This is a genomic window from Altererythrobacter sp. CAU 1778 (assembly GCF_054482795.1).
Genome location: NZ_JBTLRP010000001.1, coordinates 1,531,698 through 1,547,902 on the forward strand (window position 1 = coordinate 1,531,698; position 16,205 = coordinate 1,547,902).

At 62.3% G+C, this 16,205-nt stretch carries 15 protein-coding genes; 7 read left to right on the forward strand and 8 right to left on the reverse strand.

Going from position 1 to position 16,205, the window contains the following annotated elements; translation table 11 throughout:
- Positions 1–68: 68 nt before the first annotated feature.
- From dusB to hflX, 7 genes are all read left to right on the forward strand, one after another.
- Positions 69–1,085 carry a tRNA dihydrouridine synthase DusB gene (gene dusB, locus ACXYN8_RS07260; RefSeq protein WP_458888672.1) on the forward strand — a complete coding sequence of 339 codons (1,017 nt, stop codon included), beginning with the start codon at positions 69–71 and terminating at the stop codon, positions 1,083–1,085.
- Positions 1,082–2,161 (forward strand): two-component system sensor histidine kinase NtrB, encoded by a 1,080-nt coding sequence (locus tag ACXYN8_RS07265; protein WP_458888673.1) that lies wholly within the window; start codon positions 1,082–1,084, stop codon positions 2,159–2,161. Before dusB ends, ACXYN8_RS07265 begins: the two co-directional genes overlap by 4 nt.
- The gene (ntrC, locus tag ACXYN8_RS07270; RefSeq protein WP_458888674.1) at positions 2,158–3,567 is read left to right on the forward strand and encodes a nitrogen regulation protein NR(I); all 1,410 of its coding nucleotides are present in this window, start codon (positions 2,158–2,160) and stop codon (positions 3,565–3,567) included. Before ACXYN8_RS07265 ends, ntrC begins: the two co-directional genes overlap by 4 nt.
- 133 nt (positions 3,568–3,700) lie before the next feature.
- Positions 3,701–5,839 carry a sensor histidine kinase gene (locus ACXYN8_RS07275; RefSeq protein ID WP_458888675.1) on the forward strand — a complete coding sequence of 713 codons (2,139 nt, stop codon included), beginning with the start codon at positions 3,701–3,703 and terminating at the stop codon, positions 5,837–5,839.
- Between the two features lie 36 nt (positions 5,840–5,875).
- Positions 5,876–7,258, forward strand: a complete 1,383-nt coding sequence (gene ntrX / locus ACXYN8_RS07280; protein WP_458888676.1) for a nitrogen assimilation response regulator NtrX — start codon at positions 5,876–5,878, stop codon at positions 7,256–7,258.
- 105 nt (positions 7,259–7,363) lie between these two features.
- Positions 7,364–7,918, forward strand: a complete 555-nt coding sequence (hfq, locus tag ACXYN8_RS07285) for an RNA chaperone Hfq (RefSeq protein WP_458888677.1) — start codon at positions 7,364–7,366, stop codon at positions 7,916–7,918.
- 26 nt (positions 7,919–7,944) lie between these two features.
- The gene (hflX, locus tag ACXYN8_RS07290; protein ID WP_458888678.1) at positions 7,945–9,243 is read left to right on the forward strand and encodes a GTPase HflX; all 1,299 of its coding nucleotides are present in this window, start codon (positions 7,945–7,947) and stop codon (positions 9,241–9,243) included.
- Here hflX and mazG read toward each other — a convergent pair.
- The 8 genes from mazG to ACXYN8_RS07330 form a co-directional block, all read right to left on the reverse strand.
- Entirely contained in the window at positions 9,240–10,016 is a 777-nt protein-coding gene (mazG, locus tag ACXYN8_RS07295; protein ID WP_458888679.1) for a nucleoside triphosphate pyrophosphohydrolase, read from the reverse strand. The two genes, hflX and mazG, sit on opposite strands and share 4 nt — an antisense overlap.
- A gap of 116 nt (positions 10,017–10,132) precedes the next feature.
- Positions 10,133–10,300 (reverse strand): hypothetical protein, encoded by a 168-nt coding sequence (locus tag ACXYN8_RS07300; RefSeq protein WP_458888680.1) that lies wholly within the window; start codon positions 10,298–10,300, stop codon positions 10,133–10,135.
- Positions 10,297–11,064, reverse strand: a complete 768-nt coding sequence (locus ACXYN8_RS07305) for an MBL fold metallo-hydrolase (protein ID WP_458888681.1) — start codon at positions 11,062–11,064, stop codon at positions 10,297–10,299. Before ACXYN8_RS07305 ends, ACXYN8_RS07300 begins: the two co-directional genes overlap by 4 nt.
- Positions 11,061–11,837 (reverse strand): TatD family hydrolase, encoded by a 777-nt coding sequence (locus ACXYN8_RS07310; RefSeq protein WP_458888682.1) that lies wholly within the window; start codon positions 11,835–11,837, stop codon positions 11,061–11,063. The genes ACXYN8_RS07305 and ACXYN8_RS07310 overlap by 4 nt, the downstream gene beginning before the upstream one ends.
- Positions 11,837–13,411, reverse strand: coding sequence for a methionine--tRNA ligase (metG, locus tag ACXYN8_RS07315; RefSeq protein WP_458888683.1), 1,575 nt, complete (start codon positions 13,409–13,411; stop codon positions 11,837–11,839). Before metG ends, ACXYN8_RS07310 begins: the two co-directional genes overlap by 1 nt.
- Entirely contained in the window at positions 13,404–14,351 is a 948-nt protein-coding gene (locus ACXYN8_RS07320; RefSeq protein WP_458888684.1) for a DNA polymerase III subunit delta', read from the reverse strand. Before ACXYN8_RS07320 ends, metG begins: the two co-directional genes overlap by 8 nt.
- The gene (gene tmk / locus ACXYN8_RS07325; RefSeq protein ID WP_458888685.1) at positions 14,348–14,980 is read right to left on the reverse strand and encodes a dTMP kinase; all 633 of its coding nucleotides are present in this window, start codon (positions 14,978–14,980) and stop codon (positions 14,348–14,350) included. Before tmk ends, ACXYN8_RS07320 begins: the two co-directional genes overlap by 4 nt.
- On the reverse strand, positions 14,977–16,158 hold the full coding sequence (locus ACXYN8_RS07330; protein WP_458888686.1) for a D-alanyl-D-alanine carboxypeptidase family protein: 1,182 nt from the start codon (positions 16,156–16,158) through the stop codon (positions 14,977–14,979). Before ACXYN8_RS07330 ends, tmk begins: the two co-directional genes overlap by 4 nt.
- Positions 16,159–16,205: the final 47 nt, after the last annotated feature.

Sequence of the window (16,205 nt, forward strand, 5' to 3'; positions counted from 1 at the left end):
GGCTAGCCGCTTGCGGGCGCGCTCGCAATCCACTACAGGCTGCCCAAATTTTAAGCAGTCCAGCAGATATGTCCGAACTTCCTCCTCCACCGCCTGTGGCTCCCATCCAGGTCGGCGATGTCAACATCGCCTGCCCGGTCGTGCTTGCGCCGATGACAGGCGTTACCGACCTGCCGTTCCGGCGGCTGGTCCGTCGTTACGGGTCGGGCCTCAACGTGACGGAGATGATCGCCAGCGAAGCTGCGATCCGCGACACGCGCCAGTCGATCCAGAAGGCGGCGTGGGATCCGATCGAAGAGCCGGTCTCGATGCAACTCGTCGGCTGCGACCCTGTTTCGATGGCGGAAGCGGCGAAGTTGCAGGAGGGCAACGGCGCAGCGATCATCGACATCAATTTCGGCTGTCCAGTCCGCAAGGTCGTCGGCCAGCTTGCCGGCTCCGCCCTCATGCGCGAAGTGCCGCTCGCGACAAGGCTTATGGAGGCCACGGTGAAGGCCGTGAAGGTGCCGGTCACGGTGAAGATGCGGATGGGTTGGGACCACGGCGACCTCAACGCACCCGAGCTCGCCCGCATTGCAGAAGATCTCGGCGTCAAGCTGGTCACCGTTCACGCTCGCACGCGCAACCAGATGTACAAGGGCAGCGCCGACTGGCGCTTCGTCCGCAAGGTCAAGGATGCGGTCTCGATCCCGGTGATCGTCAATGGCGACATCTGCACTATCGAGGATGCGGCGAATGCGCTTGATCAATCGGGCGCGGATGGGCTGATGATCGGGCGCGGCGCCTACGGCAAGCCGTGGCTGCTCGGCCAGGTGATGCACTGGTGGCGCACGGGGCAAATGTTTGCCAGCCCCGGTTTCGACGAACAGTACGACGTCCTTGTCGAACACTATGCGTCCATGCTCGACCATTACGGCGAGAATGTCGGCGTGAAGATCGCCCGCAAGCACCTCGGCTGGTATACCAAGGGAATGCACGGCTCCGCCGAGTTCCGCAATCACGCCAATTTCATCGACGATCCGAAGCAGGTGCTGGGCGAGATCGAGCGCTTCTACACCCCGTTTCTCCACCGCTCGGCAGCGTGAGCGAGATCATGTCGGCCCCGGATGCGAGAGCGCAGATCGCGGGGCTGGTCTTTGCCGCGTTGCTCGTCGATCCGGCGGGCGAGGTCCATGAGGCGAATGCAGCGGCGGAGAATATGCTCGGTTTCAGCGCCAAACGGATGGTCGGGCGATCCCTGACCGACGTGGTGCGGGTGGAGGACGAGCGCGTTCTGCGATTGCTCGACGATGCCGCCACCCCGATCGTCGCACGTGGCCTCACGCTGCGGCTTGGCGAGGGCGACGGGCGCGTGAACATGACCGTCTCTCCCCTGACGCAATTCGGCGGCTGGCGCGTAATCACGCTTTCGGACGCTGGGCAGGAGAGCATGGCTTCGCAACATGACGAAGCGCATTCGGCAGGCGCTCCGGCAATCCTCGCCCACGAGATCAAGAACCCGCTTGCGGCGATAAAAGGCGCAGCGCAGCTCCTGGCCCGCCGCTGCGAGGACAAGGAGAAGGATCTCGCCCAGCTCATCAGTGGGGAAGCGGACCGTATCGCCTCACTCATCGACCGAATGCAGACGCTCGGCAGCGCGACGAGCGCCCCGCGCGAAGCCTTCAACCTGCACGAGGCCGTGCGAAATGCGCTGACCACGTTGCAGCACGGGGAGGCGCCCTTTCCCCCTGTGGCGGAAGAGTTCGACCCGTCGCTGCCCGACGTCATGGGCAATCGCGAGGCATTGGAGCAGGTGCTGATCAACCTCCTTTCCAATGCGCGCGACGTTCTGCAGGACCGCGACGATGCGGCCATCACCGTAACCACGCGCTTCGTCAGCGGGCGATTTTTCAATGCCATCCGTCCGGGGCGAAACGTCCGCCTGCCCATAGAACTCATCGTGAGCGACAACGGGCCGGGCATTCCAACGCACCTGCAGGAACGCATCTTCGAACCCTTCGTCAGCACGAAGTCGCAGGGGCAGGGCCTTGGCCTCGCCCTGGTGCGCAAACTGGTGCTCGACATGGAAGGCCGCATCACTTGCCAGCGCGACAAGTCGCACGGCCTTACCCATTTTCACGTCCATCTCCCGATGGCCCCGATCGAGAAAGTCACAGCGTGAGCGCAAGAATCCTGCTGGTAGAAGATGACGCCTCGATCGCCACCGTCATCACCGCGGCACTGGAGGAGGAAGGGTACTCCATCGACCAGTGCGACACGACCGCGGGCCGCGACGAACTGGTGGCCATCAACAGCTACGACGTTCTGCTGACAGATGTCGTCCTGAAGGACGGCGATGGCATCGCGACCTTGCCCCAGCTCGTTCGCGATCATCCGGACCTGCCGATCATCATTCTGTCGGCACAAAATACGCTCGATACGGCGGTACGCGCCAGCGAAACGGGCGCCTTCGAATATTTCCCGAAGCCGTTCGATCTCGACGAACTGGTGTCGGCGACCCGGCAGGCCGCAGCGCGCAAGACGTCTGTCACCGCCTCGTCAGCCGAGCAAACCGATGCAATGCCGCTGGTCGGCCGCAGCCAGGCCATGCAAGGCGTATTCCGCCTGATCGCGCGCGTGCTCGCCAACGACCTGACCGTGCTTGTCTTGGGAGAATCGGGTACGGGGAAGGAACTGGTAGCCGAGGCGATACACCAGCTCGGCCATCGCAAGTCCGGCCCCTTCGTGGCCGTCAACACGGCAGCCATTCCAGCCGACCTCATTGAGAGCGAGCTCTTCGGACACGAAAAAGGCGCTTTCACCGGAGCTGTCAGCCGCAGCATCGGGAAGTTCGAATTGGCGAGCGGTGGGACGCTTTTCCTCGACGAAATCGGCGACATGCCGATGGAAGCACAGACACGCCTGCTGCGAACCCTGCAATCGGGCAAGATACGGCGCGTCGGCGGAACGAGCGAGATTGCCGTCGATGTCCGTATCGTGGCGGCAACCAACAAGGATTTGCTGCCGATGATCGCGGAGGGGCGTTTCCGCGAAGACCTGTTCTACCGGCTGAATGTCGTTCCCATACTGTTGCCTCCGCTGCGCGAACGGCGGGAGGATATTCCGGCCCTTGCGCGCCACTTCCTGGCCCTCGCCGCGGGAGAGGGGCTACCGGCCCGGCGCTTTTCCGACGCCGCCATAGCAAAGCTGTCGGCAGGCGCCTGGCGCGGGAACGTGCGAGAGCTGAAGAACGTCGTCTATCGCCTGGCCGTCATGGCTCGCGACGAAACCATCGCGAGTGAAGCGGTGGACGAGGCGCTGACACGGGACGATGGTGCGGGTTCCGTCGGCCAGCCAGAGGGCTGGGCGGATATGCGGCAGGCAGTCACCAGCTGGCTGAGACAGGCCGAGCCTGCCCCCGGTGCGATCTACCACTCGGCTTTGGCCGAATTCGAGCGCCCGCTTTTCGAAGCGATCCTGCAGGAAACCGGCGGCAACCAGCTACAGGCGGCGCGGCGGCTGGGCATCAATCGCAACACCTTGCGTAAGCGGCTGACTGACCTCGGCATCGAGCCGGAGCGAATCTAGCGCAAAACACCGCAATCCCCCTTGCAAATCTGCAACAGTGTCGTCTTATCGCAACAGAATGGCGAGTGAGGTATATCGGGTAAGGGGTTCGACCCCGCGCTGGTGGCGACGTGTGGTCGTCGGCTCACGCCGGATGAACGTCTACCTCCTGCTTGAGCTCATCGCCACGATCTCGTTATGCGTCATGATCGTCCTCACGATCACCGCCTTCTCAGGCCAGACGGAAAGCAACCGGCTGTTTCCGGCGGAACGTGCAGCCACCTTGCTCGTCGGGACGTTGTTGCCCGCGCTGACGCTCATCGTGTTGATCGGACGCCGCATTGCGCTCCGCCGGGCGGCGGGCAGCACGGCGCGGCTCCACGTGCGACTGGTGTTCTTCTTCTCGCTCGTCGCCGCGATACCGACCGTGATCGTAGCCATCTTCGCATCATTCCTGTTCCAGTCCGCGATTGAGTTCTGGTTTTCCGACCGTTCCCGCAGCCTGATGGAAAACGCGAACCAGCTTGCACGGGGGTATTACGAAGAAAATCAGCGTGATATCCAGAACCAGGTCCTCGCGATGGCGGGTGACCTGCGCTATTATCTGGAGCAGGATACCATTCTGAGCGACCAGTTCGCCGAGGGTTATTCCCTCCAGGTACTGGGCCGCGAGATGAACGAATCCGCCATCATCCGGCTCGAACCGAACGGGGCGCTTTCCGTCGCGGCGATCGTCGATCCAGACGAGGATATCGAGCGTCCGCGCATGACGCTGGACGACGTGGCGAAGATCGACCGCGGGACGACCGTCGTCATCACCTCCTCGGCGGAACGGCTGGAGGCAATCACGCCGATTGATCGGGACGCCGGACTGTTTCTCTACGCTGCGCGCAATTCCGATGCGCTCGCTCTCAGCCAGTACGACCGTGCGCGAACGGTCGTGCAGGAATACGACAGCCTGATCGAACGCGCGCGCGTCATGCAGCTCCGGCTCAACCTCGGAATGCTTTTCGCCGCGCTCGCCCTCGTGGCCGCAGCGGTCTGGTTCGCCTTGCGTTTTGCCGATCGGCAGGTCCGACCGCTGACAGAGCTCGTCTCCGCGGCACGGCAAGTCGGATCGGGCAACTTTGCCATGCGGGTGGAAGGACGTACCGGGGCGGACGAGATCGGCTTGGTCAACCGTGCCTTCAACCGCATGGCCGGACGGATCGAGCAGCAGACCTCCGACCTTATCGGTGCAAACCGTCAGCTCGACGAACGGCGCAATTTCATCGAAGCCGTGCTGGAATCGGTATCTTCCGGCATCATCACCACCGATCGCGACGGACAAATCCTGCTGATGAACGGCAAGGCGCAGGAACTCTTGCTCGATGCGCCGGACGGCGGGGCGGTCGGCGGCGACCTGAATACGCTCGCGCCCGCGATCGGCCAGATGCTCGGCAGCGGGGAAACCAGCAATATCGTCCAGTACGGGCGCGACGGCGACCTCAAAACGCTCGCAGTGAAGATCGCGCCTTCGGCCGAAGGTAACGTCATTACCTTCGAGGATATTACCCGGCAGATCATCGACCAGCGGCAGGCCGCCTGGTCCGATGTCGCGCGCCGTATTGCGCACGAGATCAAGAACCCGCTGACGCCAATCCAACTCGCCACGGAACGGCTCAACCGCCGTTACGCCAAGCAGATCGAAAACGACCGCGAACTGTTCGAGGAACTGACCAGCACGATCATCCGGCAGGTTCGCGACCTGCGCAAGATGGTGGACGAATTCTCATCTTTTGCGCGCCTGCCAAAACCAGTGTTCCGCAGCGAAGACCTCGTCGACCTCGCCAAGCAGGCTCTCTTCCTGCAGGAAGTCGCGCGGTCGGAAATCGGGTTCGGCTTTTCCACCGATCACGGCTCGCTGATGATCGCCTGCGATCGGCACCAGATCGGACAGGCGCTCACGAATATACTCAAGAACGCCACCGAAGCTGTTGAAGCACAGGCGCAAAAGAGCGGGATCGATTATCGGGGGAAGATCAGTCTGCGGGTCGAGACCGCCGGAGATCACGCACGGATCATCGTGGAAGACAACGGTATCGGGCTGCCGCAGGATCGCGAGCGGCTGGTCGAGCCCTATGTAACTACGCGCGAGAAGGGCACGGGGCTCGGCCTCGCGATCGTGAAGAAGATCGTCGAGGAACACGGCGGGGAAATGACGTTCGCAGCGCGGGAAGGCGGCGGCACGATCGTCACTCTTACCGTCGATCGCGATCCGTCGAACACTGCTCCGGCGGGAAGAGCAGGCTGACGCAATGACAGGCATAAGAAAGTTGGAGAAACGCTGATGGCGCTCGAAATCCTTGTCGTCGACGATGAGCAGGACATCCGCGAACTGGTCGCCGGCGTGCTGAGTGACGAAGGCTACACCTGCCGCACTGCAGGGGACAGCGAGACCGCGCTTCGGATGGTCGACGAACGGCGGCCCAGCATGGTGCTGCTCGACGTCTGGTTGCACGGCAGCAAGATGGATGGCCTCGAAGTTCTCGACGCCATCAAGGCGCGCGAGCCGAAGCTGCCGGTGGTCGTATTCTCCGGTCATGGTAATATCGACACCGCCGTCTCGGCCGTGGGTCGCGGCGCCATGGACTTCATCGAAAAACCGTTCGAGGCGGAGCGCTTGCTCCACCTCGTCGATCGCGCGACTGAAACGGAGCGGCTGCGGCGTGAGAACGCGCAATTGCGCGAAGGCCAATCCCAGGCGGAAAGCTTCACCGGCAACTCTGCCGCTATCAATAACGTGCGGGCCACATTGAAACGTGTAGCGGCCACCGGCAGCCGCGTGCTGATCCACGGTCCCGCCGGATCGGGCAAGGAAGTCGCCGCCCGCCTGCTGCACGCCTGGAGCAATCGCGCCGAACAGGCCTTCGTGCCCGTCAACACCGCGCGCATTTCCGGCGAACATTTCGAGCTGGAACTTTTCGGCAAGGAAGAGGACGGCAAACTGGTCCAGCAAGGGATGCTGGAGTCGGCCAATGGCGGCACGCTGTTTCTCGACGAGGTTGCGGATATGCCCGAAGCGACACAGGCCCGCATCCTGCGTGTCCTGACAGACCAGAGCTTCGTGCGCGTCGGGGGAAACCGCGAAATCGGCGTCGATGTGCGTGTCGTTTCGTCCAGCTCGCGCGATCTGGAAGAGGAAATCGCACAGAAGCGATTCCGCGAAGACCTCTATTACCGCCTCAATGTCGTGCCGGTGGAAATACCGCCGCTGTCGCAGCGCCGCGAGGATATCCCCGCGCTGGCAGAACACTTCTTCTCACGTCACGCGCTGGAACAGGGGGTTTCCCCGCCGGAAATCGCACCGGAAGTCATGGCCGCGCTGCAGGCATACGAATGGCCCGGAAACGTCCGGCAGCTTCGCAACGTGATCGAGCGCACCATCATCCTCGCCCCGCGGGAGAAGATTTCCCGGATCGAGGCGGATATGCTTCCTGCCGAAGTCAGCGGTGAAGCGACTTCGGGGGATATCGGCATGGCTTCCCTGATGGGGGTGCCGCTGCGCGAGGCGCGCGAATCCTTCGAGCGGGAGTATCTCAGTATTCAGATCCGCCGTTTCTCCGGCAATATTTCGCAGACCGCAAAATTCGTCGGCATGGAACGTTCGGCATTGCACCGGAAATTAAAACTCCTTGGCATGGGAGAGCGTTCGCGCGATAGTAAGGACTAGCTGGCCGAGCGGGACTCCGCGCGACTGGCACGACAACGGTCGGCAAAATCCGGCCAGACCGCGACAGGCTTCATCGCCTTTCGCCAACAAGAACAGGAGCTTGTCATGCCCGAAGGTACCCTGCGCGCCCGCCCGACGCCGAAGCCCGCAGCAACTGAAAAGCCCGTCGCGGCTGATGCGATAAACCGGAACCTCCAGGACGGTTTCCTGAACCTGCTGCGGAAAAACAAGACGCCGGTGACGATGTTTCTCGTCAAAGGCGTGAAGCTGCAGGGCATCGTCACCTGGTTCGACAACTTCTCGATCTTGCTTCGCCGCGACGGCCAATCGCAGCTCGTCTACAAGCACGCGATCAGCACCATCATGCCGAGCACGCCGATGGATGCCGACCAGTTCGGCACAGACGATACGGGCGGCAAGAAGAAGCGCCAGTTGCAGGACGTGTTCCTATCCAGCGTTCGCAGGGAATACGTGCAGGTGACCATGTTCCTGGTGAACGGCGTTATGCTGCAGGGCCGGATCGCGGCCTACGACCTTTTCTGCACTCTGCTGGAGCGGGAAGGTTATGTGCAGCTTGCGTACAAGCATGCCGTGTCTACCATCCAGCCCGCCCATCCGGTCGACCTGACCGAAGGCGGCTTCGAAGGCGACGATAGCTGAGTTTTCTCGACGACGAACGGGATGAGGTGACGCGCGGCGCGCGCACCTACCTGCTGTGCCCCGACATTCGCGGGCATCCGACCACCTTCTCCGCAGCCGAACGCGAGGAGGAGGCGAGGGGGCTCGCCCTTGCCATCGGGCTGGAAGTCCTGACGGTGGAGACCGTCCCGGTTCGCCAGATCCGCCCGAACCTGCTGTTCGGTGAGGGGCAGGTCGAACGCGTGCGGATCGCCTGCGAACAGGACGAGATCGATCTCGTTGTCGTCGATGGCGCACTCACGCCGATCCAGCAGCGCAATCTGGAAGACCGGTTGGCGCGCAAGGTGATCGACCGTACCGGCCTCATCCTTGAAATCTTCGGGGAGCGTGCTGCGACAGCCGAAGGCCGCCTGCAAGTCGAACTCGCGCACCTCGATTATCAGCAGAGCCGCCTTGTGCGAAGCTGGACCCACCTCGAGCGGCAGCGTGGCGGCTTCGGCTTCCTCGGCGGTCCCGGCGAAACGCAGATCGAAGCTGACCGCCGAATGATCCGCACACGCATGGCGCGGCTCCGAAAGGACCTGGAGCAGGTCAGGAAGACTCGAGCGCAGCACCGCAAGCGGCGTGAAAAGGCTCCATGGCCGGTAATTGCGTTGGTTGGCTACACCAACGCCGGAAAATCAACGCTTTTCAATCGGCTGACAGATGGCGACGTCATGGCGGAAGACCTTCTCTTCGCAACGCTCGACCCCACCATGCGGGCAATCCGACTGCCCGGGGTTGAGAAGGCGATCCTGTCGGACACGGTGGGCTTCATTTCCGACCTGCCGACGCAACTGGTCGCGGCCTTCCGGGCGACGCTGGAAGAGGTGACCGGGGCCGACGTGATCGTCCATGTGCGCGACATAGCCAACCCCGGCAATGCCGAGCAGAAGGAAGAAGTGGAGCGCATCCTCACCGACCTCGGCGTGATCGATCCCGACCGCGCTGACGAGGCGATTCCGATCATTGAGGCGTGGAACAAGATCGATCTTATGTCTCCCGACGTACGGGACGAGATGTTCGAGAAGGCGGCCCACGTAGATAACGCAGTCGCGATCTCGGCGGGGACGGGGGAGGGGGTCGACAGGTTGCTCGATGCAATCGACGCGGTGCTGACGCGCGAGGCCAAGTTGTATCAGTTCGACCTAGACGTGTCGGACGGCGCGCGTCTTGCCTGGCTTCATGCACACGGCGAGGTGATCTCCGAGACGACATCATCGGCCGATGCCGGCGCTCCGCAGATCGCAATCGAGGTTCGCCTGAAGCCCAAGGAAGCCGGACGGTTCGCGGCGCTCCAGATCTAACGCTCCTTTTCGGTGGCCTTCACGCGCTGCCAGAGGGCTTCCTGCTCTTCGAGCGAAAGGCGTGGAAACTCTCCCTCGGCAATCGCCTCCATCGCGCGAAAACGCCGCTCGAACTTGCCGTTGGCTTTCCTGAGCGCTTCTTCCGGAGCAATTCCGTGCGCACGCACCAGATTGACCGCAGCGAAAAGCAGGTCGCCGGCTTCTTCGGCTCGGTCGTTTTCGCCTGCCTCGGCCAGTTCGGACATTTCCTCGCGCAGCTTGTCCGCCGGGCCTTCCGTATCGCCCCAGTCAAAACCGACACGCGCGGCGCGCTTCTGCAACTTTTCAGCCCGCATCAAAGCCGGGAGCGCCTGCGCCACGCCATCAAGCGCACTTGAAGCTCCTTTTGCGTGGCGCTCCGTCTCCTTGAGTTGTTCCCAGCGAGCCGTGTCCATCTGGCCGGCCTGATCGCCGAAGATATGCGGATGACGGGCTTCCATCTTGTCGGAGATAGTTCTTGCAACATCCTCGAATGCAAAAAGATTTGTTTCTTCTGCCATCCGCGCGTGAAAAGCGACCTGGAGGAGGAGATCGCCGAGTTCTTCACGGAGTTCGGACCAGTCCTGTCGCTCGATGGCGTCAGCGACTTCGTAGGCTTCCTCGATCGTATATGGCGCGATCGAAGCGAAGTCCTGCGCCAGATCCCATTCGCATCCCGAAACCGGATCCCGCAACCGCGCCATGACGGCCAGCAAACGTTCGATCTGTGACGTTCCGGGCGCGGACGTGCTCATGAAATCAATCCTTCGTAGGTCAAGCAGGGCCAAAACTAGGAACGCGCGTCTGTAAGGTCCGTGAGAACGATAATATATATTATGTTAAATCCATCGCACAGGGCTACGGCGTTCGATCAGCTTATCGCCCGGATCAGCAGCGTCACCGCAGCAAAGACCGAGGCCCAGATCAGCGCGTATTTCAGCCCTGTCTTCCAATTCATCCGGTGCGCTGCGAGCGCACTGATCGGCAAAATCAACGCTGCGGCGACGAGAGCAACGTTCGCCCATCCGATCGAACTCAAAGAACGACCTCCAGTCCATCGTATCCCGGCTGAATATTCTTGGGCAATTCAGCGCATAGCGTTTCGTAGTCCATGCTCTTGTCGAGATGCGTGAGGATCCCGTGTTTGGCCTTGGCTCGACGAATGAGATCGAGCGCCATGTCGAGATTTGCATGTGTCGGATGCGCATCCCGGCGCAGACAATCGGAAATGACGAGATCACAGCCGGAAAATAAGGTTACCATTTCTTGGGTTATTTCGCTGAAGTCCGTCGCGTAACCTATTGATTTTGCGTCACAATCGAACCGATAAGCCGTGGATTTTGCCGGTCCGTGCGGCATTCGGCAATGTCCGACACCGAAACCTGCGAGCATTCGCAGATTCTCCATCGTCGCAATGTTCACGATTGTCGGATAACCGAACTCTCCGGCGAATACATAGGAGAAGCGGGCCCGCAGTCGGCGCACGGTCTCGTCCGTCCCATATCCGGGAATTGGCGCCTTGCGACCATAGCGCAGCGGCCTGAGATCATCGATCCCATGGCAGTGGTCGGCGTGATCATGCGTCCAGAATACGCCATCCACGCGGTCAATCGCGTTGTCGAGCAGCTGCTGGCGCAGGTCCGGAGACGTATCGACCAAGAGCCGCGAGCCGGCGTTGTTTTCGACGATTATAGAGACGCGGGTGCGCCGATTTCTCGGTTGCCGTGGGTCGCAATCGCCCCAGTCGTTGCCGATGCGCGGGACGCCGGTCGACGTACCGGAACCGAGCATGATGAGCTTCAAAGCGCGGCTTTCTCGAACAGATCGAAGAAATTGCGGCTGGTTTGCGCCCCAAGTTCCTCGCGTGTCACGCCACGCAAATCCGCCAGAAACTGTGCCGTGTCGGCGACGAAGGCTGGCTCGCAAGGCCTGCCGCGGTGTGGCACCGGTGCCAGGAACGGGCTGTCGGTCTCGATCAAGAGCCGATCCGCCGGGATCTCGGCTGCAGCCGCCTGGAGGTCCTTTGCATTCTTGAACGTCACGATGCCCGAAATCGATATGCTGAGGCCGAGCTCCAGCATACGCTTCCCGAACGCGGCGGAAGCCGTAAAACAGTGGATCAACGCCGGAAATTCGCCATTTGCCTTCTCATCTTCGATGATGGCAATCGTGTCGTCTTCCGCGTCACGCGTATGGATGATGAGCGGCAGACCCGTCTCGCGGGCAACGCCGATGTGCAGGCGAAACAGATCGCGCTGAGTGTCCCTATCGGAATTGTCGTAGTAATAATCGAGTCCGGTCTCACCAATGCCGATCACGCGACCGTTGTCCGTCGCTTCGCGCAAGGCAGCGACATCGAGTTCCGCGTGATTGTCGGCTTCATGCGGGTGAATGCCGACACTCGCCCATACGTCGCTTTCGCGCTCGGCGGTGCCTACCACCCTGCCCCATTCGGACTTGCGGGTGGAGATGTTGAGGAAACCAGCGACCCCGGCTTCGCGCGCACGATCGAGCACGCCGCCTTGGTCCTCGATCAGACCTTCATATTCCAGGTGGCAGTGGCTGTCGATCAGCATCAGGCTGGCTCAGCCTCTGGCAGTTCGAGGCGCGGGAAGGCGGGCACGGGCTTGCCGATGGTGTGGCCGGAGGCAAGCAAGCGCTCGAACCAGCCGTCGTCAGCGAGAGACGCGAAATCACGCTCAACCGTTGCAACCCCAAGTTGATCGAGGACGACAGCGGTCTTCTCCGGCGCCACGGGCTGTAATGCGATTGCGAGGTCGCGGATGGCGACCAGCAAGGTCTGCAAAACTGCCTTCATTCGCGCTTCATCGGTCTTGCGGAGTGTCCAGGGGGCTTGCTCATCGACATATTGATTGCAGGCGAACACAGCTTTCAGCCAGGCCTCGATCCCGACAGAGAACGCCTGCTGTTCGAACTGCTCCGGCAAGGTAATCGCGCAAGCTTCCCGGACCAAGCCAAGAAGTTCGTGATCCGCGTCAGCTTTCACGAATTGCTCAAGAGCGCCGTCCATATTCTTGTTAATCATGGACAATGTGCGCTGAACCAAATTGCCGAAGCTATTTGCGAGCTCCGCATTTGCACGGTTGACCAAGGCTTCGTGCGACCAGTTTCCGTCCGATCCGAACGGCACTTCGCGCATCAGGAAATATCGAAGCGTGTCCACGCCGTACCGCTCGGCCAGTTCCATCGGATCGGTCACATTGCCCAGCGACTTCGATTCCTTTTTGCCATCGTTGAGCAGGAAGCCGTGGGCAAACACCTTATGCGGCAGCGGCAAGTCCGCGCTCATCAGGAATGCGGGCCAGTAAATCGTGTGGAAGCGCACGATATCCTTGCCGATCAGGTGGAGGTTCGCAGGCCAGAACTTGTCCCACAATTCGCCGCCATCGGGGTATCCGAGGCCGGTGATGTAATTGGTGAGAGCGTCGACCCAGACGTACATCACGTGCTCGCGGTCACCACCCTCGCCCGCCGGCACCTTGACGCCCCAGTCGAAGCTGGTGCGACTGACGGAGAGATCGCGCAGCCCGCCTTCAAGAAAGGCAATCATCTCGTTGCGACTGCGGGCCGGCTGGAGGAAGTCCGGCGTGCCACGCAACAGGTCCAGCAGCGGCTGCTGATATTTCGACAGGCGGAAGAACCAGCTTTCTTCGGTCGTCCATTCGACCGGTGTCCCCTGGGGCGAAAGACGCTGACCGCCCTCGCCGTCGATCAGTTCCTTCTCGTCGTAGAACGCTTCGTCACGGACCGAGTACCAGCCTTCGTAACGGTCCAAATAAAGATCGCCTTTAGCCTCCATCGCCTGCCAAATCGCCTGGCTGGCCCTGTGGTGATCGTCATCCACCGTCCGGATGAAACGATCATAACTGACGTTCAATGCATCGCACATCGCCCTGAAATACGATGACATTTCGTCGGCCAATTCGCGAGGCGTCCGGCCCTGCTCCTCGGCTTTGCGTGCCATTTTCAAGCCATGTTCGTCCGTGCCGGTCTGGAACCGCACGTCGCGGCCGCGCATCCGTTCGAACCGGGCGATCACATCGGCAGCTATCGCCTCATAGGCATGGCCGATGTGCGGCCGCCCATTGGGATAGCTGATTGCGGTGGTGATATAGAATGGGTCAGACACGGCTGCGCTCGCTAGCGGGGGCGGCGGCGGCAAGCAAGGTGCCGATTTGCAGGGCAAGCAGTCCGGGGTCGAAGTTATAGGTCGCGACCTGCCCGGAAAGCCGCGAAAGCTCCGCATGGGCGTTGGTCAGCGCGGGGATGTCTCGCGGTGCGGCTTCGCCCATGCGATTGGCCAGTACCGTCCTGGCGAGGTCGATTGCCGCAGCCTGTCGCTCGCGCGCAGGACGCGGCCCCAGCGCGGTGACCAGCCTTCCGCGAAGGTCCATGCCACGGTCGCCGTGCAGCGCGAGCTCCGCCATTGCATTGCCCACCGGTTGCAGCTTCATCTCGAGAAACTGTCGCGCCACGCCAAGCGAGCCGCCGCTGAATGCAACGGCATCGGCTAGTTCCCCTTCACCGGCATCCGCGAACTCGTCGCGCAGGGCGGCCGCAATCTCTGCGTCGTTCATCGCTGCGAAGCGCAGCACGCGGCAACGCGAGCGTATCGTGGGGAGCAGTCGTCCCGGGCGATGCGTCACGAGCAGGAAAAGCGTGCCTTGCGGCGGTTCCTCAAGGCTCTTGAGCAAGGCGTTTGACGCGCTCTTTTCCATGTCGTCCGCCGGTTCGATGATTATCGCTCGGCGGTCGCCCAGCGTGGGCCGCGTCGTCAGCCGCGACTGCATTGCGCGGATCTGGTCGACCGATATGTTGCGCTTGACCTCGAAGGGCTTGCCCTCATCGCGCTTCTTTTCCTCCTTCGCATCCTTGGGCAGATGCGTCAGGGTAAGGATATCGGGATGGGCGGCCGTGGATGCGGTGCCGACATAGCTGCGCGCCGCGACATGCGCGAACTGGCCCTTGCCGAGCCCGTGCTTGCCCACAAGCAGCCATGCGTGATGCATCTTTCCGCTGTCCATCGCCGCACCGAATGCCGCGAATTGAGAGGCGTGTTGCTGTGTCACCGCGTAAGTTCCGCCCCGTCGATCGCCCGAAGAATGGCGTCATGGACGATAGCAGGATCGCCCGCGCCGTCGATCGAAACGAAGCGCCCCGGTTCTGCATCCGCGATCTCGCGAAACCGCGCAGCGACGCGCTGGTGGAAGGCACTGTCCCGACCGCCGATGCGATCCGTCGTCGCGCCGTCCCGCTGCCTCAGGCGTTCGTGCGCGACGTGTTCAGGTACGGAAAGCAACACGGTGAGATCGGGCATAAGCCCGCCGCTCCCAACACGATGAAGGCTCAGAATGTCCGCATCGCTGAGTTCCCCTTCCCCGCCCTGATAAGCGCGGGTGGAATCGATGAAGCGATCGCAGAGAACCCACTGGCCCGAAGCCAGGGCCGGTTCGATTCGCTGCTGGCAATGATCCGAACGGGCTGCGGCAAACAGCAAGGCTTCGGCGCGCGGGTTCCAGTCTACTTCCTTGCCGAGGAGAAGGCCGCGAATGCTCTCCGCCCCCGGTGTTCCGCCCGGCTCCCTCGTGACGACAGCGGCAATTCCACGCTGCTCCAGCGCTTCGGCCAGCAGGCGAACCTGCGTCGACTTACCGACCCCTTCGCCGCCTTCGAAACTGATGAACTTGCCGCGACTCATTGCAGCAGGTTGTAGAAGCCGTCGCGCAGCCGGTCGAGCGTTCCGCCACGCGGGACATCCTGCGTGGCGACAAGCGGCACATCACTGACGCTCTGGCCATCGATGGTCATTCGCAGGGACGCCACCCGGTCCCCGGCAGCTATCGGCGCTGGAATGGGACCGTCGTATACCAATTGCAGCCCGACCTGGGGGTCAGCCTCCGCCCGCCTTGCGACAGTGACGGGTATCTGCAGGGCAAGCGGCACGCTGCCTTGCGCACCGCCGCGCACCCGCCCCTCGCCAATGACGTCGCCTGCGCCGAAAAGTCGGTCGCGGTCGAAATTGGCGAAGCCCCATTCCATGTAGCCGCGCGCCGCACGGTTGCGCGCCGGAATGTTCGGAACGGCTCCGACCACCATGATTAACCGCTGACCATCGCGTTCGGCCGAACCGAGGAAGCCGTAGCCGGCCTGCCGCGTGTATCCTGTCTTGATGCCGTCGGCGCCTGCAACGACCCCGGTGATCGGGTCGTGGTTGTTCTGCGTGACTTCGCGGTAGGTGAAGCTGCGGTGGCCGAAATAGGCGCGGTAGCGCTCCGGATGCCGCAGGATCATCGCGCGCGCCAAGGTCGCGAGGTCGCGCGCGGTAACGAAGGTCGCCCCTTCGTCCGGCCAGCCGTTGGGCGTACCGAAATGGCTGTCGTGCATCCCGATCTCGCGGGCCTTAGCGTTCATCATCGCGACCCATTCGTCGGTCGAGCCGGCCGTACCCTCGGCCAGCACAACCGCGCCGTCATTGGCGGACACGGTGGAGATACCGCGCAGAAGATCGTGAACGGAGATCTGCTCCCCCCGTCCGATGCCCATGGAGGATCCGGTGCCCGACCATTCGAGATAGGTCTCGTCGCGCACCGGCATTCTCTGGCGCAAGTCGATGCGGCCATCTTCCAGCAGTTCGAAGGCGAGGAACATCGTCATCACCTTGGTAATCGAAGCGGGCACGAAGCGGCGGTCCGCCTCCCGGCTGTGGAGTACCTGCCCGCTGGCCATGTCGACCATCAGCGCGATCGGTGCGCTGGCCGCATCGGGCGGCGCCAGCGCGTCACTCGAGGTTTCGTTCGCGCGCGCTTGCGGAGCCACCACCTGTGCCGGTGCAGTCCCTGCCAACAATGCGAACGCCAGCGCGGCGCCGATCTGCAAGTACCTCACCGCTCGACCCCACCTAACGCGGGCTGCGGGCCGCGAAT